Source organism: Streptomonospora nanhaiensis, assembly GCF_026642255.1.
Classification (GTDB): Bacteria; Actinomycetota; Actinomycetes; order Streptosporangiales; family Streptosporangiaceae; genus Nocardiopsis; species Nocardiopsis tropica.
This window is the reverse complement of the sequence record NZ_CP113264.1, coordinates 1,202,837-1,223,170: the sequence shown is the minus strand read 5'-3', so window position 1 is coordinate 1,223,170 and position 20,334 is coordinate 1,202,837. Positions and strand designations below refer to the sequence as shown.

At 71.4% G+C, this 20,334-nt stretch carries 15 protein-coding genes; 2 read left to right on the top strand and 13 right to left on the bottom strand.

All coding sequences use genetic code 11. The features are described from left to right. Positions 1-226 precede the first annotated feature (226 nt). The 13 genes from OUQ99_RS05465 to OUQ99_RS05405 all read right to left on the bottom strand — a co-directional run bounded on the left by OUQ99_RS05465 (position 227) and on the right by OUQ99_RS05405 (position 17,757). The gene (locus OUQ99_RS05465; RefSeq protein ID WP_267948332.1) at positions 227-2,170 is read right to left on the bottom strand and encodes a penicillin-binding transpeptidase domain-containing protein; all 1,944 of its coding nucleotides are present in this window, start codon (positions 2,168-2,170) and stop codon (positions 227-229) included. A gap of 23 nt (positions 2,171-2,193) precedes the next feature. Beyond that, positions 2,194-2,661 (bottom strand): SsrA-binding protein SmpB, encoded by a 468-nt coding sequence (smpB, locus tag OUQ99_RS05460; protein ID WP_267948331.1) that lies wholly within the window; start codon positions 2,659-2,661, stop codon positions 2,194-2,196. A 73-nt stretch (positions 2,662-2,734) separates the two neighbouring features. Then, positions 2,735-3,646, bottom strand: coding sequence for a permease-like cell division protein FtsX (ftsX, locus tag OUQ99_RS05455; protein ID WP_267948330.1), 912 nt, complete (start codon positions 3,644-3,646; stop codon positions 2,735-2,737). 58 nt (positions 3,647-3,704) lie between these two features. Further along, on the bottom strand, positions 3,705-4,394 hold the full coding sequence (ftsE, locus tag OUQ99_RS05450) for a cell division ATP-binding protein FtsE (RefSeq protein WP_267948329.1): 690 nt from the start codon (positions 4,392-4,394) through the stop codon (positions 3,705-3,707). A gap of 413 nt (positions 4,395-4,807) precedes the next feature. After that, on the bottom strand, positions 4,808-5,926 hold the full coding sequence (prfB, locus tag OUQ99_RS05445) for a peptide chain release factor 2 (protein ID WP_267948328.1): 1,119 nt from the start codon (positions 5,924-5,926) through the stop codon (positions 4,808-4,810). A 103-nt stretch (positions 5,927-6,029) separates the two neighbouring features. Beyond that, entirely contained in the window at positions 6,030-10,898 is a 4,869-nt protein-coding gene (locus OUQ99_RS05440) for an NAD-glutamate dehydrogenase (protein ID WP_267948327.1), read from the bottom strand. 348 nt (positions 10,899-11,246) lie between these two features. Further along, on the bottom strand, positions 11,247-11,942 hold the full coding sequence (locus OUQ99_RS05435; protein WP_267948326.1) for an HAD family hydrolase: 696 nt from the start codon (positions 11,940-11,942) through the stop codon (positions 11,247-11,249). A gap of 689 nt (positions 11,943-12,631) precedes the next feature. After that, positions 12,632-13,084 carry a DUF6912 family protein gene (locus tag OUQ99_RS05430; protein ID WP_267948325.1) on the bottom strand — a complete coding sequence of 151 codons (453 nt, stop codon included), beginning with the start codon at positions 13,082-13,084 and terminating at the stop codon, positions 12,632-12,634. 94 nt (positions 13,085-13,178) lie between these two features. After that, positions 13,179-13,874, bottom strand: coding sequence for an HAD family hydrolase (locus tag OUQ99_RS05425; RefSeq protein ID WP_267948324.1), 696 nt, complete (start codon positions 13,872-13,874; stop codon positions 13,179-13,181). A 144-nt stretch (positions 13,875-14,018) separates the two neighbouring features. Continuing rightward, complete coding sequence (locus OUQ99_RS05420; protein WP_267948323.1) at positions 14,019-15,695, bottom strand: glycoside hydrolase family 3 protein; 1,677 nt, start codon at positions 15,693-15,695, stop codon at positions 14,019-14,021. A 137-nt stretch (positions 15,696-15,832) separates the two neighbouring features. Continuing rightward, positions 15,833-16,321 (bottom strand): PTS sugar transporter subunit IIA, encoded by a 489-nt coding sequence (locus tag OUQ99_RS05415; protein ID WP_267948322.1) that lies wholly within the window; start codon positions 16,319-16,321, stop codon positions 15,833-15,835. A gap of 27 nt (positions 16,322-16,348) precedes the next feature. Continuing rightward, positions 16,349-16,618 carry a glucose PTS transporter subunit EIIB gene (locus OUQ99_RS05410; RefSeq protein ID WP_267950263.1) on the bottom strand — a complete coding sequence of 90 codons (270 nt, stop codon included), beginning with the start codon at positions 16,616-16,618 and terminating at the stop codon, positions 16,349-16,351. Positions 16,619-16,734: 116 nt separating this feature from the next. Next, a complete protein-coding gene (locus OUQ99_RS05405) occupies positions 16,735-17,757 on the bottom strand; it encodes an SIS domain-containing protein (RefSeq protein ID WP_267950262.1) in 1,023 nt (340 codons plus the stop codon). Positions 17,758-18,038: 281 nt separating this feature from the next. Here OUQ99_RS05405 and OUQ99_RS05400 point away from each other — a divergent pair, with 281 nt between their 5' ends. Both OUQ99_RS05400 and OUQ99_RS05395 read left to right on the top strand, forming a co-directional pair. Next, a complete protein-coding gene (locus OUQ99_RS05400; protein ID WP_267948321.1) occupies positions 18,039-18,776 on the top strand; it encodes a GntR family transcriptional regulator in 738 nt (245 codons plus the stop codon). 46 nt (positions 18,777-18,822) lie between these two features. Beyond that, positions 18,823-20,283, top strand: a complete 1,461-nt coding sequence (locus OUQ99_RS05395) for a PTS transporter subunit EIIC (RefSeq protein WP_267948320.1) — start codon at positions 18,823-18,825, stop codon at positions 20,281-20,283. The last annotated feature ends 51 nt before the right edge of the window (positions 20,284-20,334 follow it).

Sequence of the window (20,334 nt, the reverse complement as noted above, 5' to 3'; positions counted from 1 at the left end):
TCCGGCCGACCTCGTGGGAACCGGCAGGATCTCCCCCGAGATGAGGTCCTGCCCCACGTACTGGTCCGCTACCCCCGTGGCGGTCCCAGTCACAGGGGAAGACGCGAGCGGTCCCCCCGGGAGTTGCCCGGGGGGACCGTTCTTTGCCGCTCCTTGGCCTGCGCGGACCCGCCGCCCGCCGGGGACCGCCGGCCGCGACAGGGCGGGGCCTGCGCCCCGCCGGCCGCTACCAGCCGACCTGCTCCTCGCCGCCGGTGAGCTCGGCCCCGTCCAGCGGGACCGTCCCCTCAGCGGGAGCGCCGGAGGCCAGGGTGTTGAGGAAGACGTTCGTGGCGTCCACCGCGTACTGCGACCACGCGGTCATGCTCGGGTCCACCTCGGCCAGGACCGCGAAGGCGATCCCGTCCTTGTAGCCCACGAACCAGTGCAGCGCGGTGCCGTCCTGCTCGGTGCGGGCGGCCTGCCCGTACACCTCTCCCCCGCCGGCGAGCAGTTCGGGCATCCGGTTGACGACGGCGTCGCGCATCCCCGTGCGCACCACCTCGAGGTGGGCCTCGTCCAGGGCCTCGGCCCCGGCCGGGGACGGGCCCTCCTGCCGGACCAGGGTGGGGGCGTGCCAGGTGCCGTCGGCGACGGCGCCCGCCGCGAGCGCCATGCTCAGCGGGCTCACCCGGACGCCGTGCTCGCCGATCATGGCGGAGGCGACGTCCTCGTCGGCGCCGCCGATGGAGACGGCGCCGGAGGACGCGGGGACGGGCAGTTGCCACTCGGCGCCGATGCCCAGCTTCTGCGACGTCTCGGCCAGGGCGTCGGCCCCCACCTCGGAGCCGAGTTCCACGAACCCGACGTTGCAGATGAAGGCCAGGTTGCGGGCCAGGTCCGGTTCCCCGGACAGGAACCCGCTGCTGGGGTTGACGTAGGTCCGTCCGCCGACCTCGGCCGAGAAACCGCACGGCACGACGCCGTCGGGCGTGGTGGCGCCGGACTCCAGCGCCGCCAGGGCCGACACCATCGTGAAGGCTCCCCCGGGCTCGTAGGAGCCGGTGAGGGCCGCGTCGTCGGTGGTGTTGCCGGAGGCGTTGGCGGCTGCCAGGACCTCGCCGCTGGCGGCGTCCACGGCCACCAGGTAGCCGTTGTCGGGCAGGGTCTCCAGGGCCGTCTCCGCGGCGCGCTGCACGCCCGAGTCCAGGGTCGTGTCGATGACCCCGCTGAGCTCCCCCGCCCACGAGTCGAGGACGTCGGTGACCTCTCCGCCGTCGTCCAGGGAGACGACCTGGGTGGTGCCGGAGCCCGCCAGCTCGTGCTGGAAGATGTTCTGGAGGCCGCTCAGCCCGATCGTGTCGCCCGCCTGGTAGGGGCCCGGCACACGGGCGGACACCCGGTGCTCGGACGTGCCGGCGACCTCGCCCAGCAGGAACGGCGCCATCGACGGCGTCAGGTTGATCTCGACCTCCTGCGTGTCGACGCCGGAGATCCTCCCGGCCTCGCTCAGCAGGTTCTCGTCGACGCTGGAGCCGCGCATGAGCACGAGCGGCTGGAACTGCTCGGGCGGGGCGGAGCGCACGCGGTTGAGGAGCGGGTCGGGGTCCTCCTCCAGGAGTTCGGCGAGCTGGGTGACCCCGGCCTCCTTGTCCTCCATCTCGGCGGGGAACACGCCGAACGCGGTCACGCTGTCCGCGGAGACCAGCGGCTCGCCCTCGCGGTCGAGGATCTGCCCGCGCTCCTGGCTCTCGTAGCTGACCGCCAGCCGCTCGTTCTCGCTGAGGTCGGGGTGCAGGACGCTCGACGACCAGCTGATCTTCCAGCCGTCCGCGCCCCACACCAGGGGCATGCGGCCGGTGTAGTTCCATGTCGGGTCGCCGATGCCGAGGTCCGCGTGCACCTCGAACTCGGCGTCGGCCGCGTCGCCGTCACGGGTGATGGGGCCCAGGCCGAAGCGCAGGGACGCCAGGTCGAGCTGTTCGCGCATGTCCGTGAGCGCGCCCGCGACCTCTTCGGGGTCGCCGTCGGTGTACGCCGCGGCCCCCTCGTGGTCCCCGTCCTGCCAGGCGAGCAGGAAGGACCTGACCGCCACCTCCGGACTGGGGTTCGGTGTGCAGGCGGCCAGGGTGGCGGCGAGGATCAGTGCGCTGCCGACGGCCGTGAACCGGCCAAGGGGACGGGGGGACACCGTGTGTGTTCCTTTCGGGCGCCTCATCGGTTGCGGCGGCGGAGCGCGCGTTCCATGTCCCGCTTCGCCTCGCGCTCGGCGATGTCGTGGCGCTTGTCGTACTCACGCTTACCGCGGGCCAGAGCGATCTCGACCTTGGCCCGGCCGTCGCTGAAGTACAGGGAAAGCGGTACCAGCGTGTGACCGGGCTCCCGGGTCTTCCCGATGAGCCGGGAGATCTGCTCGCGGTGCAGGAGTAGCTTACGCGATCGCCGGGCCGCGTGGTTGGTCCAGGTTCCCTGCGAGTACTCCGGGATGTGCACGTTCTCCAGCCACACCTCGCCGTCGTTGATGTGGGCGAAGCCGTCGACGAGGGAGGCCCGGCCCTGCCGGAGCGACTTGACCTCGGTGCCTGTGAGGACCAGACCCGCCTCGTAGGTCTCGTCGATGTGGTAGTCGTGCCGGGCTCGCTTGTTCTGCGCGATGAGCTTGTGCCCGGTTTCCCGTGCCACAGGTCTGTCCCTTCATACGTCCGGGGGGCACGAGGCCCCCCGGTTGTGGTCTTTCCGCCCCTCGGCGGCCGCGTCAGACCTTCAGGTAGCGGCGCAGGGTGAGGAACGAGGTCACGGCGCACAGCAGCACACCGAGGATCATCGACACGCCGATGACGTACATCAGCGCGCCCGTGCCGAGGGCGACGTCGAACTGGAACCACTCCTCGATCCGGGTGAGCAGCGTGAACCGTGTGGCCACGATGAACCCGGAGGCGATCAGACCGCCGGCGAAACCGGCGATCGCGCCCTCGAGGAGGAACGGCAGCTGGATGTAGAAGTTGGACGCGCCGACCAGCCGCATGATGCCGGTCTCCCGGCGGCGGCTGTAGGCGGAGAGCCTGATCGTGTTGCCGATCAGCAGCGCGGCCGCGGCCAGCTGCACGAGGGCGACGACCAGGGCGGCCCACTTGAGGACGTCCAGCAGACCGAAGAACTGCTCCAGCAGGCCCCTGTCGTTGGAGACGCTGTCGACGCCGGGCGACCCCTGGACCGCCGCGCGCACCGTGTCGTAGTGCGACGGGTCGGTGAGCTGCACCCGGTAGTTGTCCGGGATGTCGCCCTCCTGGGCGGCGCCGGCCAGGGCCTCGTTGGAGGCGCCGAGCCGGTCCTGGAAGTCCTGCCAGGCCTGGGCCGGGGTCAGGTACTCGTAGCCGTCGACCTCGTTCATGCCGTCCAGCTTGGCGGCCAGCTCGGTGCGGTCCTCCTCCGTCGCCGCGCCGTTCTCCTCGCAGATGCTGGTCGGCGAGATGTCGGTGCACATGTAGACGGTCAGCGTGATCCGCTCGTCCCAGTAGGTGCGCATCTCGGAGACCTGCTGGTTGACCAGCAGACCGGCACCGAACAGGCTGAGGGAGATGGCCACCGTCGTGATGACGGCGATGGTCATCGTCAGGTTTCGACGCAGGCCGATCCACGTCTCGGAGAGAACGAATTGTGCTCGCATGATCTGTTAAAGGTCCATCCTTCGGGGCTTTGCCGCGCCGGTCCTCGCAGCAAGGAGGTCAGTACGCCTGGCCGTAGACGCCGCGCGTCTGGTCGCGCACTACCAGGCCCTCTTCAAGCTCGATCACGCGCTTGCGCATCGAGTCGACGATGGCGGCGTCGTGTGTCGCCATGACGACGGTGGTGCCCGTGCGGTTGATTCGGTCCAGCACCTTCATGATGCCGATGGAGGTCGCGGGGTCGATGTTTCCGGTGGGCTCGTCGGCCAGCAGGATCTGCGGGCGGTTGACGAAGGCGCGGGCGATGGCCACGCGCTGCTGCTCACCACCGGAGAGCTCGTTGGGCATGCGCCCGGCCTTGCCCTCCAGGCCGACGAGTTCGACGACCTCGGGCACGACCTTGCGGATGAAGCGCCGCGGCTTGCCGATGACCTCCAGGGCGAAGGCGACGTTCTCGAAGACGTTCTTGTTCGGCAGGAGTCGGAAGTCCTGGAAGACGCATCCGATGCGTCGGCGCAGGTGCGGGACCTTCCAGTTGGAAAGCCGCGCGAGGTCCTTGCCGGCGACGTGGACGCGTCCCTTGTCGGGCTTCTCCTCCTTGAGCACCAAGCGGAGAAAGGTCGACTTTCCGGAGCCGGACGGGCCCACCAGGAAGACGAACTCGCCCTTGTCCACGTCGATGGAAACACCGTCGAGCGCGGGACGCTTCTGGGTCGGGTACTGCTTGGTGACGTTCTCGAAGTGGATCACAGGCGCATCACAAGGCTCTCGAAGGTATGGGCGACCTGGCGGAGGATACTCCGCTCGGGTCGTACCGGCCACATGGCCAACCGACAGTGTAGAGGGGGGAGCGGCCCGGATTGTCCAGGTCGCGTCTCGCCCGCAACGTCAGTGCACTCTCGGACAGCAGCCACGAGCATATCGGAGGTGTCAACCGATGATAACGTTCACATATAGCAACTTCGGTAAAACTGCGGAGTCGTACTCATCACCATTGGGCTACGGTGCCCCCGCCGGCCCCGCACGGACACCCGCGGTACCGGTTCCGGGACCGGGCGTGTCCCCGCTGCGGGGCGCGGCCCCGGGGCCTCCCCGGGCGCGGACCGCGGGTGACGCGGTTCGGCCCGGCGGACGCGGGCCCGGAACGGCCCGCGGACCCCGGCCTAGCCGTCCTGGCGCTCGCGGCTGCGCATCCAGCGGATCTCCGCGTCGATGAAGTCGTCGATCTCACCGTCGAGCACCGCCGACGTGTTGCCGGTCTCCATGCCGGTGCGCACGTCCTTGACGCTCTGGTAGGGCTGGAGCACGTAGTTGCGCATCTGGGTCCCCCAGCTGCTCACCGAGTCGCCGCGGATCTCGTCCAGCGCCGCCTGCTCCTCCTCGCGCTTGCGTGCGAGGAGCTTGGACTGGAGCATCGACATGGCGGTCGCCTTGTTCTGCAGCTGCGAGCGCTCGTTCTGGCAGGACACCACGATCCCGGTCGGCAGGTGGGTGATACGCACCGCAGAGTCGGTGGTGTTGACGCCCTGGCCGCCCGGACCGCTGGAGCGGTACACGTCGATGCGCAGCTCGGTCTTCTCGTCGATGTCGATGTGGTCGCTCTTCTCGACCATCGGCACGACGTCGACGCCCGCGAAGGAGGTCTGGCGCCGGTTCTGGTTGTCGAACGGCGAGATGCGCACCAGGCGGTGCGTGCCGTGCTCGCCGCGCAGGGTGCCGTAGGCGAAGGCCGACTTGACCGCGAAGGACGTGGACTTGATGCCCGCCTCCTCGGCGTAGGAGGTCTCGTAGACCTCCGTGGGGTAGCCGTGCCGCTCCGCCCAGCGCAGGTACATGCGCTGGAGCATCTGCGCCCAGTCGGCGGCGTCCACGCCGCCGGCCTGGGAGTTGATGGTGACGATGGCCTCGCTCTCGTCGTGCGGGCCGTTGAGCAGGGTCCGCACCTCCAGCTCGCCGATCTCCTTGCGCAGCTGCTCGAGCTCGCGGTCGGCCTCGTCCTTGGTGTCCGCGTCGTCCTCGATCTCGGCCAGCTCGAAGAGGACGCCGAGGTCGTCGAGCCGCTGGCTGATGCCGTTGACCTTGTTGACCGTGGACTCCAGGACGGAGAGGCGGCGCGTCACCTTCTGCGCGTTGTCCTGGTCGGCCCACAGCTCGGGGTCCGCGGACTGCTCGCGCAGCTCGGCGATCTGGGTGCCCATCGCCTCCAGGTCCAACACTGCGGAGACGCTCGCCAGGGTCGCCGCGAGTTCTTTGATCTTCTCTGCTGGGTCCATGTCTGCCACGGTCCCCAGTGTAGGTCCCCGGGACGCGGCAGGGCCCCGCGCGGCGTCGCGCGGGACCCTCGGGCACTCCGGGACCGGGGCTCCCGCCCCGGGCCGGGTCCGGCTAGTCGACCAGGGAGCGGAAGGACCGCAGGGCCACCGACAGCGTGGCCAGGTCGAACCGCTCGTGCTCCTGGATCTCCGACAGGGTGATGCCGGCGCGCTCCACCGTCTCGCTGTTCTGCGCCAGCCAGGCGGCGATCAGCTCGTCGGCGTCCTCCGACGGCCCGCTCTCCAGGACCCGGCCGGTGAGGTCGGCGTGCGCGGCGTACAGGTCGTCGCGCAGCGCCGAACGCGCCATCGTGGCCCACCTGTCGTCGCGCGGCAGGTCGATGATGCGCTCGCGCCACCAGCTGATGTTGAGCCGGTCGGCCAGGGCGAAGTACAGCTCCGCGACCTTGGCGACCGGTCGGCCGGTGCGGCGCGCGGTCTCCACCAGGTCCAGGGTGGAGTACGCGGGCACCATGGCGGCGACCCGCTCGGCGAGGCCGGAGGACACCCCCATCGCCATGTAGCGGTCGCGGCGCTCGGTGAACGCCTCGCGGTCGCGTCCGCGGAGCATCTCGACCAGGCGCGGCAGCACCTCCCCGACGCCGTCCGCGAAGAAGCCGATCTCGCTGCGGATGTCGAAGGGGAAGGTGCGGTTGCGCAGCAGCCACCGGGCGGAGCGCTCGGCCAGCTTGCGCGTCTCCAGCAGGAGGGACAGCTGGCTGTCCACCGAGATCTCGTGGTCCAGCTCCTCGACCACGCCCCAGAACCTGCGGAGCTGGAGCACCTCCTGGACCACCAGGAACGCGCGGGCGATGTCCGCGGCGCCGGATCCCAGCTCCTCGTTGAGGCGGAACGCGAACGTCACCCCGGAGCGGTTGACGAGCTGGTTGACGACCTGGTTGACGATGATCTCCCGCCTCAGCGGGTGGGAGGCCACGCCCCGGGCGAAGCGCTCCGACCGCAGGGGCGTGGGGAAGTAACCGGTCAGGGTGTCGGCCAGGTACGGGTCCTCGGCCAGGTCGGACGCGGCGATCTGGTCCTTGAGGCTGATCTTGGTGTACGACAGCAGCGTCGCGAACTCAGGCCCGGTCAGGCCCTTGCCCGCGGCACGCCGCTCCGCGAGGGTCTTGTCCGACGGCAGGTCCTCCTGCTTGCGCTTGAGGACCTTGGTGCGCTCCAGGTGCCGCATGTACCTGCCGTGCACGTGCAGCATCTGCCGGTCCTGCTTGCGCGCGGCTCCCAGGACCGTGTTCTGGGCGTAGTTGTTGTCCAGGACCAGGTCGGCGACCTCGTCCGTCATGTCGATGAACAGCTGGTCCCGGTCGCCCTTGCCGAGGCTGCCCGCCCGCACCTCGCGGTCGAGCATGATCTTGATGTTGACCTCGTGGTCGGAGGTGTCCACACCGGCGGAGTTGTCGATGAAGTCGGTGTTGACCCGGCCGCCCTCCCGGGCGAACTCGATGCGGGCGGGCTGGGTCAGGCCCAGGTTGCCGCCCTCGCCGACCACCTTGACGCGCAGTTCCGTGGCGTCGACGCGGACCTGGTCGTTGGCCTTGTCGCCGGCGTCGGCGTGCGTCTGGGTGCTGGCCTTGACGTAGGTGCCGATGCCGCCGTTCCAGAGCAGGTCGACCGGCGAGGTGAGGATGTGCCGGATCAGCTCGTCCGGGGTGAGCGAGTCGACGTCCTCGTCGATGCCCAGGACCTCGCGCACCTGCGGGGTGACCGGCACGGACTTGGCCGTGCGCGGGTGCACTCCGCCGCCCGCGGAGAGCAGGGCGGGGTCGTAGTCCTCCCAGGTGCTCCGCGGCAGGTCGAACAGCCGCTTGCGCTCCGTCCAGGAGGTGTGCGGGTCGGGGTCCGGGTCGAGGAAGACGTGGCGGTGGTCGAACGCGGCCACCAGCTTGGTCTGCTTGCTGAGGAGCATGCCGTTGCCGAACACGTCGCCGGACATGTCGCCGACGCCGACGGCGGTGAACGGCTCCTCCTGCACGTTGACGCCCATCTCGCGGAAGTGGTACTTGACCGACTCCCAGGCGCCGCGCGCGGTGATGCCCATGGCCTTGTGGTCGTAGCCGACCGAGCCGCCCGAGGCGAAGGCGTCGCCGAGCCAGAACCCGCGCTCGGTGGAGATGGCGTTCGCCGTGTCGGAGAAGGTCGCGGTGCCCTTGTCGGCGGCCACGACCAGGTAGGAGTCGTCCCCGTCGTGCAGGACGGTGCGCTCGGGGTGCACCACCCGGCCGTCGACGAGGTTGTCGGTGACGTCGAGCAGGCCGCTGATGAAGTCCTTGTAGCAGGAGACGACCTCGGCCGTGACCTGTTCGCGGGTGCCGTTCTCGGGCAGGCGCTTGCAGACGAACCCGCCCTTGGCCCCGCTGGGGACGATCACGGAGTTCTTCACCATCTGGGCCTTGACCAGGCCGAGGACCTCGGTGCGGAAGTCCTCGAAGCGGTCGGACCAGCGCAGTCCGCCACGCGCGACCGAGCCGAAGCGCAGGTGCACGCCCTCCACCCGGGGGGAGTACACGAACATCTCGAACCGCGGCCGCGGGTGGGGCAGCTCCGGGATCGCCTGCGGGTTGAGCTTGAGCACCAGGTAGGGGCGCCCCTGGTAGTGGTTGGTGCGCAGGGTGGCGCGGATGACCGCCAGGAAGGAGCGCAGGATGCGGTCGTGGTCCAGGCTGGCCACGGCCTCCAGCTCGCCCTCGACCTTGCGGATGATCGCGTCGGCGCGCTCGTCGCGGCCCGCGTCGGACTGGTCGGGGTCGAAGCGGGCCTCGAACAGCTCGACCAGCAGGTTGGCGATCCCGACGTTGGCGACGAGGACGTCGGCCAGGTAGTCCGGGGTGAACGTGGACCCGGTCTGGCGCAGGTACTTGGCGTAGGCGCGCAGGACGGTGAGCTGGCGCCAGTCCAGCCCCGCCCGCACGACCAGGGCGTTGAACCGGTCGGACTCGCCGAGGTCGCGCCAGGAGGCGTCGAAGGCCTCCTCGAACAGCGCCTTGAGGCGGTCGGGCCGGAGGTCGGACTCGGGGATGGGGCCGAGGCCGAAGTCGTAGACCCACACCTTGCCGACGCCCTGCACGGAGATGTCGGAGGGCCACTCGTCCACGACCTCGACACCGAGGTCCTCCAGGACGGGCAGGACGCGGGACAGCGAGATGGGCTCGCCGATCCGGTAGAGCCGGAACCGCCAGGCGCGGGGACCGTCCTCCTCCCTCCGGTAGAGGCTGGCGGAGAACGCGCCGTGCCGCTCGTCGGGGTCGGTGCGCCCGATCAGCTCCTCCAGCACGCCGATGTCTCCGGCGGCCGTGGCGGGGCCGTTGTCGACCTTGTAGGCCTCGGTGATGCCGCTGCCGTAGCGCTCCTTGTACGCGGTGGCCCGGACGGGGCCGAAGGCCTCCGTGAGGGCGTCGTCGAAGTCGGCGTCCCAGGAGCGGGCGGCGTTGCGGACCTTCTCCTCGAGGGAGACCTGGTCGATGTCGGCGAGGGTCCGGCCGTGCTCCGCGCGGGCCACCAGGTACAGGCGGGCGAGCGGCGCGGCGCCGATCAGCACGTTGTGGTCCATCGTGGCGCCCTGGAAGGCGTCGGCGAGGACCTTCTGGATGTCGAGGCGCACCCGGGTGCTGTACTGGTCGCGCGGCATGTACACGAAGCAGGACATGTAGCGGCCGCCGTACGGGTCACGGCGCATGAACAGCTTGGTCCCGCGGCGGTCGCGCAGGCGCAGGACGCCGCGGACGATGTTGTACAGCTCGTTCACGGGGATCTGGAGGAGTTCCTCCCGGGGGAAGGTCTCCAGGAGCTCGATGAGGTCGGAGCCGTCGTAGCTGTCGGCCTCGAACCCGGCCAGGGCCAGCACCTCGGCCTGCTTGCGCCGCAGGATCGGGATCTGGGCGATGCTGGTGGTGTTGGCCTGGGAGGTGAACAGCCCCAGGAACCGGCGCTCGCCGACGATGTTGCCCTGGGCGTCGAACTTCTTGACCCCGATGTAGTCCAGGTACTTGGGGCGGTGGACGGTGGCCCGCGAGTTGGCCTTGGTGAGGACCAGGATGTAGGGCTCGCGGGCCTTGCCCCGGATCTCGGGGGGCAGGGCGGCGAAGCTGGTGGAGGCGGGCGAGTCCATGCGCAGGACGCCGAGGCCGGATCCGGGCTCTGGGCGCAGGGAGTCGTCGCCGTTCTCGTCGGTGACCAGGGCGTACTCGCGGTAGCCCATGAAGGTGAAGTGGCGGCTGGCCGTCCAGCGCAGGAAGTCGACGCTCTCGCCGATCTCGCGCGGATCGACCCCTCCGGCCGCGAGTCGGTCGGGGTACGCGGCGAGCTCGTCGGCGATCCGGATGGCCCGGTTGCTCATCTTGGCGGCGTCCTCGTCCACGTAGCGGACGTCGTTGAGGACGCTCTCCACGCGGTCGGTGATCTCCTTGACCCGCTCGGGGTCGGACTGCAGGTCGATCTCGATGTGCATCCAGGACTCGTCGGTGGGGAGCAGGCCCTCCCCTCCGAGCTCCGGGTCCACCCTCACCAGGCGGCCGGCGAGGTCGCGGCCGACGGTCATCTGCGGGTGGATGATCAGCCGTGCGCCCGCGCCGAGCTCGTTGAGCGCCATGGTCACGGACGAGACGAGGAAGGGCGCGTTGTCGGTCACGACCTCGACGACGCTGGTCTGCTGCTCCCAGCCGTCGCGGTCCGCGGCGGGTGTGTACACGCGGACCTTGGCCCGCCCCGGGGTGCGCTCGGTGCCGAAGGCGCGGTGGGCGCCGGCGGGACCGCAGATCTGCTCCGGGGTGCGCCCGGCGATCTCCTCGGGGTCCGTGTGGCGGTAGTAGAGGGGCAGGAAGCGCCGCACCGCGTCGGCCTCCTCGGGACTGAGTCGCGTCCCCGGGGACCACTTGGCGGCCGCCTCGCTGAGCAGCTTCTGGAGGATGACGTCGGATTGCCCGGTCATGTGGCTATCTCACTCCTTTGTGAGCAACGTCGCACGCGCACTGGGAGAACACCCGGTCATATGACCTGTGAACTTCTGTGCATAGGTGTGATTCGACGTGAGGACCTTGGGCCGCAAGGAACCCCACGACCATGGTGTTGGGTTGAGCCTGTGCGCACAGGCGGCGGAGTAGCGAGGCGCGGGACCTCGTTGTTCCGGCCTCGTCCGCTGACCAGGCTACTGCTTTTCGGACGCGAGGGCATGACCAACACCGTTACACGGTGGTTACGTACTGTTAGAACTGGATTGCGGTCGTCGTCGGCGGTACGCACGGGGGCCGTCCTGCCCCTCACGGGAACGAACATGCCGTCACCCGGCGGTCGCCTGGTGGACCGCCGTCATCACGGCCCGCGGGTCGGTCAGGTCGGGCAGCACGATGCGGGCCCCGGCGTCGCGCAGCTGCCCCTCGGTGGTCGACCCGTTGAGGACCGCCACCGGGGTGGCCCCGCCGATCACCGCGGCGCGGACGTCGGGGGCCGAGTCGGTGACGAACACCGTCTCCGCCTCCGTGTACGCCCGACCCCCCTCGCCCGCGGCGTGCAGCCTGATGGACTGGATGAGGCTGGACTTGGGGTAGTTGACCGACCCGTACCCGCCGATGGCCAGGTTCAGGTGGGTGTCCAGGCCGAACGCGACCAGCTTGGCCGTGGCGTTCACCCGGGTGCTGCCGCTGACGACGGTCTGGACCGTGTCGGGCAGGGAGGCGACGGCGGCCAGGGAGGCCGCCGCGCCGGGCATGACCCGGCCCCGGGAGAGGAGTTCGTCGGCGCGGTTGCCGAAGGACTCCTCCAGCGAGGCGAGGAACTCGCCCAGGACCGCCGTGTCGGGTTCGACGTCGACGTAGTTGCGGGCGCAGAACTCGAAGAACATCTCCGAGTCGGTCCGGCCCGCCGACGAGGTCAGGTAGACCAGCGGCTCGCCGGTGACCTTCTCGAAGGCCTCGGCGTAGGCCGCCCTCATCACCTGGCCCGCGTCGAGGAGGGTGAGGTCGATGTTCCATAGCACCAGGCGGCTGATGGCTGACTCCTCGGCGTTCGGGGATGGAGGGACGGGCCCATTTTGCCGTATGGGCGTTTCCCGGCGAAAACCACGCCCGCTCCCGGCCAGGGTGCCAGAGCGGGACCTCCGTCCGAAACCCCGCCGAGCCGCCGGTCTCAGGCGGGCGAACCCCGCCCACGGAGGAGTTTTCACCGCCACCACGGGGTGCCGGCGAAAACTCCTCCGTGGCCGGGGTCCACACGCTCGGGACCGGGGCCCACAACCCCCAGGCCCTGAGCGGGGTGCGTCGCCTCCGGGGCGGGACCAGTTGGGGTGCGGGAGGGCGCGACCGCGCGGCCTCAACCCAAAAGGGCTTCGACAGGGCCGGGGATTCGCGAAAGCGAGGACCTGCGACCTCCACCACGGGGTAGTTGAAAGCCTCCACCCCCACGGCTCCGGAACAGCGGGACCCCCAATACCCCGCGATCCGGCGGAGGAGTTGGCGAAGGCCTACGCCGCACTGGAGGACTCGGGGTGGCCCGGGCTGGACGAGGGTGCCTACACCGGGTGGTCCCAGACCCCGAACGCCGTCCGTACCCGGGCGGCGCCCTCCAGGGAGGTGACCGTCCCGGTGGGACCGACCGGGGCAATGGGCGGCGCCGGGAGGACGACGCGCCCAGGAGGGCGGGACGGACCCGCCCTGCCGGGTGCTCCCGTCACTCCCCGGACACGAGGTGGCGGAGCTCCTGGACGGCGAACCACATGAGCTCGTGGTCGTCGGCGGCTCCGGACCCGGGCTCCGCCGCGGCGGCGGCGACGTCGGCGGACGCGGCGGGGTCGTCGACGTGCGCCGAGGCCAGCTTCTTGTAGGGGACGGCGGCGGTGACCCGCACGCGGACCACCCCGTCGGCCGCGCCGCCCTCCCGCTCGACCACGGCGTCGGGCATGTTCGCGGCCAGCACCACCCGGCGGCGGGGCGCGGCGGGGTCGGCGGCCAGCAGGGCCAGGGACTCCTCCGCGGCGGCGTACATGGCCTCGTACTCGGCCTCCTCGGCGTCGCCCTCCGGGCCGGGGTCGGCCGCGAACGCCGTCAGGGGGGCGCCCTCCAGGCGGCCCTCCTCCAGGAGCGCGGCGAGGGCGGGGACGGTGCTGGGCAGGAAGACGTACATGGGCGCGGCTGCTCTCCTGGATGTGGGCGGGACCCCTCGAGTCTGCCAAGGAACCTGAGGTGGACGCGCCGGGGGGCGCGGCGCCGCCGCCCGGTCAGGCCGCCGCGCGCCCCCGGCGGTCGGCCGCGGGCGGCGCGCCGTCGCCGTCCGGCTCCAGGAAGCGGTCGAGCGCCCGCTGCGTCTGCGCCACGTCGGTGTGCAGGATCCCGGTCATGCCGAGTTCCTCGGCGGTGCGGACGTTGTGCTCCAGGTCGTCGATGAACACGCAGTCCTCGGGCCGGAGCCCCAGGAGGTCACAGGTGTGCAGGTAGATGCGGTGCTCGGGTTTGCGCATGCCCACCTCGCCCGAGATCACCACGGCGTCGAAGGTCGACTCGAAGTGCTCGCGCGGGTAGCCGTTGCCCCACGAGTTGGACAGGAGGGCGGTGCCGGCGCCGCCGAGCCGGGCCCCGCGCAGCGCCTCGTACATGGCGTGCACGGGGTCGAAGTTGGAGAACATGCGGTGGATCAGCCCCTCGGCCACGACCGGGCCGCCGTGGGTGGAGCGCAGCAGCGCCGCGATGGCGCGCTCGAACTCCCGCGTGTCGACCTCGCCCCGTTCCAGGGCGTGCACGGGGTTGGCGTCCGCGAGGCTGCCGTCGAAGTAGGGGCGCATGACCTCGTAGTAGTGCTCCACATCGATCCGGTCGGCGTGCAGCCAGGCCCGGATCCCCTCCGCGAGGGGCGGGGTGAGCACGCCTCCCCAGTCGGAGATGACCCCTCGCCGGGTGCCGTTGGTCCGGCCGTCCATCCGATCGCCTCCTTGGCCGTCCGTGTGCCGGGACACCGCCCGGCCTCCCGGACGCACGGAGGGCCGGGCGGGGAACGGTTCTTCCCGTTCCCCGCCCGCTTCAACCACTGCGGTGCTCCCCGGGCCACCAGGTCCGGGGCGGGTTCAGAGGGTGAGGCCGGTTCCGGCGTCGACCCCGGCCCCGGGGATGTCCACGGGCAGCTTGCCGGTCGGTTTCACCCGACCCCCGATCACGCGTGCGGCGGCGTTCGCCGACACGTCCACGGCGGAGTAGACGGCCAGGAAGCCCTCCACCTCGGGGAAGGCCTCCAGGTCGTAGGGGCCGCCCTGGGAGACCACGACGACGGGGAGGCCCCGGGCGCGGGCGGACTCGACCATCCCGCGCTGCTCCTGGGAGCCGCGTGCGCCGTTGGTGCCCACGACCACCACGTCGGCGCCGTCGGCCACGACGTTCATCCCGGCCTCGGTGAGCCCTTCGGAGAGGACGTCCGAGCCGACGCCCTGCACGCTCACGGCGGTCCCCTCTGAGAGGGGCAGCAGGTCGCCCTCGTTGCGCACCAGGGTCGCCGAGGCGTCGGCCACCCGTTGGGCGGCCTCCACGTGGGAGGGGTCGTCCACGACCTCGCCCGCGGCGGCCGGGTCGACGGGGCCGGCCTCCAGCACGCCCCGCTTCTCCTTGAGCGCGAGCACCCGCAGCACGGACTCGTCGATGCGCTCCTCGGTCAGGCGGCCCTCCTCGACGGCGGTCCTGATCGCGGCGACGGCGGCGGCCGGGTCCGGCGGCATGAGCAGCTGGTCCACGCCCGCCTCCAGGACGCGGACGGCGATCTCGCCGTCGTCGTGCCTCTGGCGCACGCCCTCCATGTTGAGGGCGTCGGTGGTGACCACGCCGTCGTAGCCGAGCTCGTCGCGGAGGATGCCGTCGATGAGCGCCGGGGAGAGGGTGGCCGGCTCGGGGTCCTCCCCGCCGTCCAGCCGGGGCATGAGGACGTGCGCGGTCATGATCATGTCGACGTCGGCCTCGACGGCGGCCCTGAACGGGGGCAGGTGCTCGGCCTCCCACTGCTCGCGCGGCAGGTCGATGACGGGCAGGCCGCTGTGGCTGTCGACGTCGGTGTCCCCGTGGCCGGGGAAGTGCTTGACGGCAGAGGCCACGCCGTTCTCGGAGTAGGCGTTCGCCTCGGTGACGGCCATCTCCGCGACCAGGTCCGGGTCGGATCCGAACGAGCGGATGCCGATGACCGGGTTGTTCGGGTCGGTGTTGACGTCCGCGTCGGGCGCGTAGTTGAGGTTGACGCCCAGGGCCGACAGCTCGGCGGCGGTGGTGGACGCGCGCAGGGCCGCCAGCTCGGGGTCCCCGGTGGCACCGACCGCCATGGCGTCGGGGAACCGGGTGCCGACGGGCAGCCTGACGACGAGGCCCTGCTCCTGGTCGATGCCGATGAACAGGGGGATGCCCTGCCCCTGTTCGGCGGCGAGCTCCTGCACCCCGGCGGACATGGTCGCGATCTGCTGGGTGTCGGTGAGGTTCGCGTCGAAGTAGATGACCCCGCCGGGGCGGTAGGTCTCGATCATGAGGGCGTTCTCGGCGGCCGAGGTGCCCTGCGCCGTCAGGACGAGGAGCTGGCCGATCTTGTCGTCCAGGTCCATGTCCGCGAGAAGCCGCGGCGCGAGCACCGGTTCGAAGGGCTCCGCGCTGGGCGACGGCTGGGGTTCGTTGTCCTCCGGCGAGGAACCCACCTCCTCTGTGGAACATGCGGTGGCGATCAGGGCTAGTCCCACGCAGGCCGGGGCCAGGGCGTGCGGAACGGGCAGTTTCATGGCGGGCTTCATCTCCGGCGGATCATGGGGGTTCGCCGCCGGAGACTACCCCCTCCCGGCCGGGGCGGGGCCGAGGCTCCACCGCGGGCGGCCGGGGAAGTTCGGCGCGCGGGCCGTTCCGCCCGCGCGCCGGGTGTTCATCCCCACGTGAAGAGGAGGTCTCCCAGGACGACCCCGCCGCTCGCGACGTCGCCGAGGTCGCCGGGCCGCGCGTCCAGGGCGACCACCGGCACCACCGACGGCTTGCCCTGGGCCGCGACGCTCCCCGGCGACCAGCGGACGACCGGTGTGCCCGCCTCGACCGCGTCCCCCTCGGCGGCGAGGAGCGTGAACCCCTCCCCCGCGAGCTGGACCGTGTCGATGCCCAGGTGGACGAGCACGCCCCTGCCCTGGTCGTGGGAGAGCACGACGAAGGCGTGGGGGTGCAGTTTCACCAGGGTCCCGGCGATGGGGGCGACTGCCTCCTGCCGCCCCTCCTGTCCGCCCTCCTGCCCGGGTTCGGGGTGGATGGCGACCCCCGGACCGACCATGGCCTGGGAGAACACCGGGTCGGGCACGGTGGAGAGGGGTAGCGCGGTTCCGGGCACGGGGGAGAGCACGCGGAGCGCGCCGATCACGTCTGACATGGGGTTTCCCTTCCCTCACGGGGAGAGTTAATCCAGGATGTCGCGGATGTCGTCGGTGAGGGCGTCGGCTTCGGGGCCGACCACCACCTGGACGACGTTGCCCGAGACGAGGACCCCGTGGGCGCCGGACGCCCGCAGGGCGATCTCGTTCACGAGGGAGGGGTCGGCCACCTCGGTGCGCAGGCGGGTGATGCAGGCCTCGATGTCCTCGATGTTGCCCGCGCCGCCCAACCCGGCGACGATCGCCGCTGCCTTGTCCGCCATGTGTCCTCCGTGCTGTGCCGTGGGAACGGGGATGTCCCCGGGACCTGAGGCGAGCTTAGGGGTGGCGCAGGCCACACACCAGTGCCCGGGGGCGGGCCGGGGTGTTGGGGCGGCGCCCGGACCGCGGCGCCGCCCCCGCACCGGGAGGGTCAGCCGGTCTGGGTGACCTTGTTGAGGCCCCGCGGGACGTCCGGGTTGTAGCCCAGGCGCCGGGCAAGGCGCTCGGTGAGCAGCTGGGCGGGCACGATGAGGTTCATCGGCGACACCCACTCGGGGACGTCCGGGACGGGCACGGACACGTCGCTGGCGGCGGCGAGGGAGGCCCCGCCCCCGAAGCCGAACACGGGCGCCCCGGCGGAGCGGGCCCGCTCGGCGAGGGCGACCGTGCCCTCCAGGGTCGGCCCGGTGGGGGCGGCGATCAGCAGTGCGGGGGTCCGCGGGTCCACGACCGCGATGGGGCCGTGCAGGAGGTCGGCGTAGGAGAGGCCCATCGCGTGGAGGTAGCAGGCCTCCTTGAGCTTCAGCGCGGACTCCAGCGCCGTGGAGAAGGCCATGCCCCGCCCGGAGATGACCGCTCCCTGCACGGCGACCATCCGCTCGACGATCTCCTCCAGGGCGTCGGCGGGGGCCGCCAGGGTCTCCTCGATGGCGTCGGGCACGCGCGACAGGTCCGCGGGGTCCAGGTCGGCGCCCAGGCCCAGGGCGAGGACCGCGAGAGCGGCCAGCTGGGTGTTGTAGGTCTTGGTGGCGGGCACCGCCACCTCGCTCCCCGCGCGGGTGACCAGGGCGACGTCCGCCTCGGCGGCCAGGGGGGAGTCGGCGCCGTTGGTGACGCCGACGGTGCGTGCGCCGCAGTCGGCGGCCCAGCGCATGGTCTCGACGATCTCCTCGGTCCTCCCGGACTGGGAGATCGCGACGGCCAGGACGTCGGACAGGTCGATCCTGGCGCCGTAGGCGGTGGCGATGGAGGGCGAGCCGAGGGTCGCGAGGCGGCCCGCGTGCGCCTGGAGGAGGTAGCTGCCGTAGACAGCGGCGTTGTCGGAGGAGCCGCGCGCGATGAACAGCACGTGCTTGGTGGTGCGGCCCAGCGCCTCGACCTCGGAGCGCAGCGGCAGCAGCTCCGCGAAGGTCCGGCGCAGCGCCTCGGGCTGCTCGGCGATCTCGGAGCGCATCACGCTCGTCGTGGTGGTGGTCATGCGGAACCTTCCCCTGATGTGACGGGCGGTCCGGGTCTTGCGCCGGGGGCCGCGCTGGACGCTCCGCACCGGGTGGGCCGCGGCCTGCCGCGATACCGGTTCACACCGCTTGCCGTTGGGTGGATTGACACGCGGATGGAGCTATGGTCTAGTCCGGACTATACCAGTCATGTCCGGCTTCGACCGATGTTCGGGCGGGCCTCCCGCGCTAAGGTTCTGACGCCGACCCCACCCGCCTACCGAGAAGGCCGCTCGCCATGTCGATCGACCCCAACAACCCGCTGCCCAAGTACAGCCAACTCCGCGACCTCCTCCTGGACTGGATCACCGCGGCGGGTCTGGGCGTGGACGACATGATCCCCTCCGAACGGGAGCTCAGCGCGACGTACTCGCTGTCGCGGATGACCGTCCGCCAGACCATCGACCTGCTGGTGGCCGAGGGGCGGCTCTACCGGGTCCCCGGCAAGGGGACCTTCATCGCCCGGCCCAAGATCGAGATGTCCCTGGTCCTGGCCTCCTTCAGCGAGGACATGCGCGCACGCGGCTTCGAGCCGGGCGCGCGCGAGCTGATCCGCCAGGTCATCCCGGCCAGCGGGCACACCGCGCGCATGCTCGACATCGCACCGGGAACCCTGGTCCACCACATCGAGCGCATGCGCACCGCCGACGACGAACCCATGGCCGTGGAGCGCTCCAACATCCCCGCCGCCATGGTTCCGGGGCTGGAGGACTTCGACCTCGCCGAGCGCTCCCTCTACGAAGTGCTGGAAAACGAGTTCGACATCCTGTTGGATTCCGGGGAACAGACCATCGAGGCCGGGATCTGCGACTCGGCCGACTCCCGGCTCCTCGGTCTGCCCGCCGGAAGCCCGGTGCTGGTGATGCAGCGCCGCAGCTTCGCCAAGGGACAGTGCGTGGAACTGGCACTGTCCACCTACCGTGCCGACCGCTACCAGCTGCACTCCCGCCTGGACCCGCGCCGGCACGGCGACTGAGCGCCCCGCGCCCGCGGGGCGCGCGTCCGAGGGAGGACCCCCCACCATGAGTTCGGACCAGACCCCCGCACCACCCGCCCCCGCGGGCGGTGCACGGACCCGCAAGACCGGTTCCTCGGCCCTCGCCGTCTTCCAACGGCTCGGCCGCAGCCTGATGATGCCCATCGCGGTGCTGCCCGCCGCCGCCATCCTGCTCCGGCTGGGCCAGCCGGACCTGCTCGGCGCGGACGGCCTGGCCGGGCTCCGGGGCATGGGATGGATGGTCCCCGTCGCCGGGGCCATCGGCACCGCGGGCGACGCGGTGTTCCAGGCCCTGCCCCTCCTCTTCGCCGTGGGCGTCGCGATCGGCTTCGCCAAGCGCGCGGACGGCTCCACCGCCCTGGCCGCGGTCGTCGGCTACCTGGTGTTCGACCGGGTGGCCACGTGGACGATGGTCACCTTCGACGGCCCCACGGGCGACCTGGGGTCGCGACTGGTCACGTACCCGCTCCCGGTCGACCCGGTGACACGGCAACCGCTCACCGACCCCGACGCGGTGGCCGGTGTGGGCGAGATGATCAACCACGCGGTCAAGAACCCCACCGACGTGCTGGGCGGTATCGCCGTCGGCCTGATCGCCGCCGTGCTGTGGCAGCGCTACCACCGGATCCAGCTGCCCACCTGGCTCGGCTTCTTCGGCGGACGCCGCTTCGTCCCCATCGTGACGGCGCTGGCCGGCCTGTTCCTGGGCGTGGCGCTGGGGCTGCTCTGGCCGGTCGTGGGCGGATGGATCCAGAGCCTCGGCGAGAGCATCGTCGGAGCGGGCGCCCTGGGCGCGGGCATCTACGGCGTCGTCAACCGCATCCTGCTGCCGCTGGGCCTGCACCACGTGGTGAACTCGTTCATCTGGTTCGTGTCGGGCACGTACGAGGGCCCCGACGGGATCGTCCAGGGGGAGATCACCCGGTACTTCGCCGGTGACCCCGACGCCGGGGGCCTGCTGTCCGGCTTCTTCCCGGTCCTCATGTTCGGCCTGCCCGGGGCCGCGCTCGCCATGTGGCTGGCCGCGCACCGGGAGCGCCGCGCCCAGATCGGGTCGATCATGATCCCGGCCGCGCTGACCGCCTTCGCGACGGGGATCACCGAACCCGTCGAGTTCGCCTTCATCTTCGTCGCGCCCGCCCTGTTCGTGGTGCACATCGTCCTCACCGGGCTCTCGATGGCGATCCTGAACGCGCTGGACGCCCAACTGGGGTTCGGGTTCTCAGCGGGACTCATCGACATGCTGCTGAACGCGTCCAAGGACAACACGGAGGGCCTGGGGCTGATCCTGCTCCTGGGACTGCTGTACTTCGTGGCGTACTTCGCGATCTTCTACGTGCTGATCACGCGCCTGCGCCTGCCCACGCCGGGGCGTGAGGCGGACCCGGAGGAGAACGCGGCGGCGCCCACCGTGCCGGGTGCGGCCGGGGAGGCCTCCGGCTCCGGCGCGGACGGCCCCTCCCCCGGGAGCGGCGGACGGGGCTGAACCGTCCCGCGGAGCACGAACGCGTGCGGGCGCGCCCCCTCGGGGGCGCGC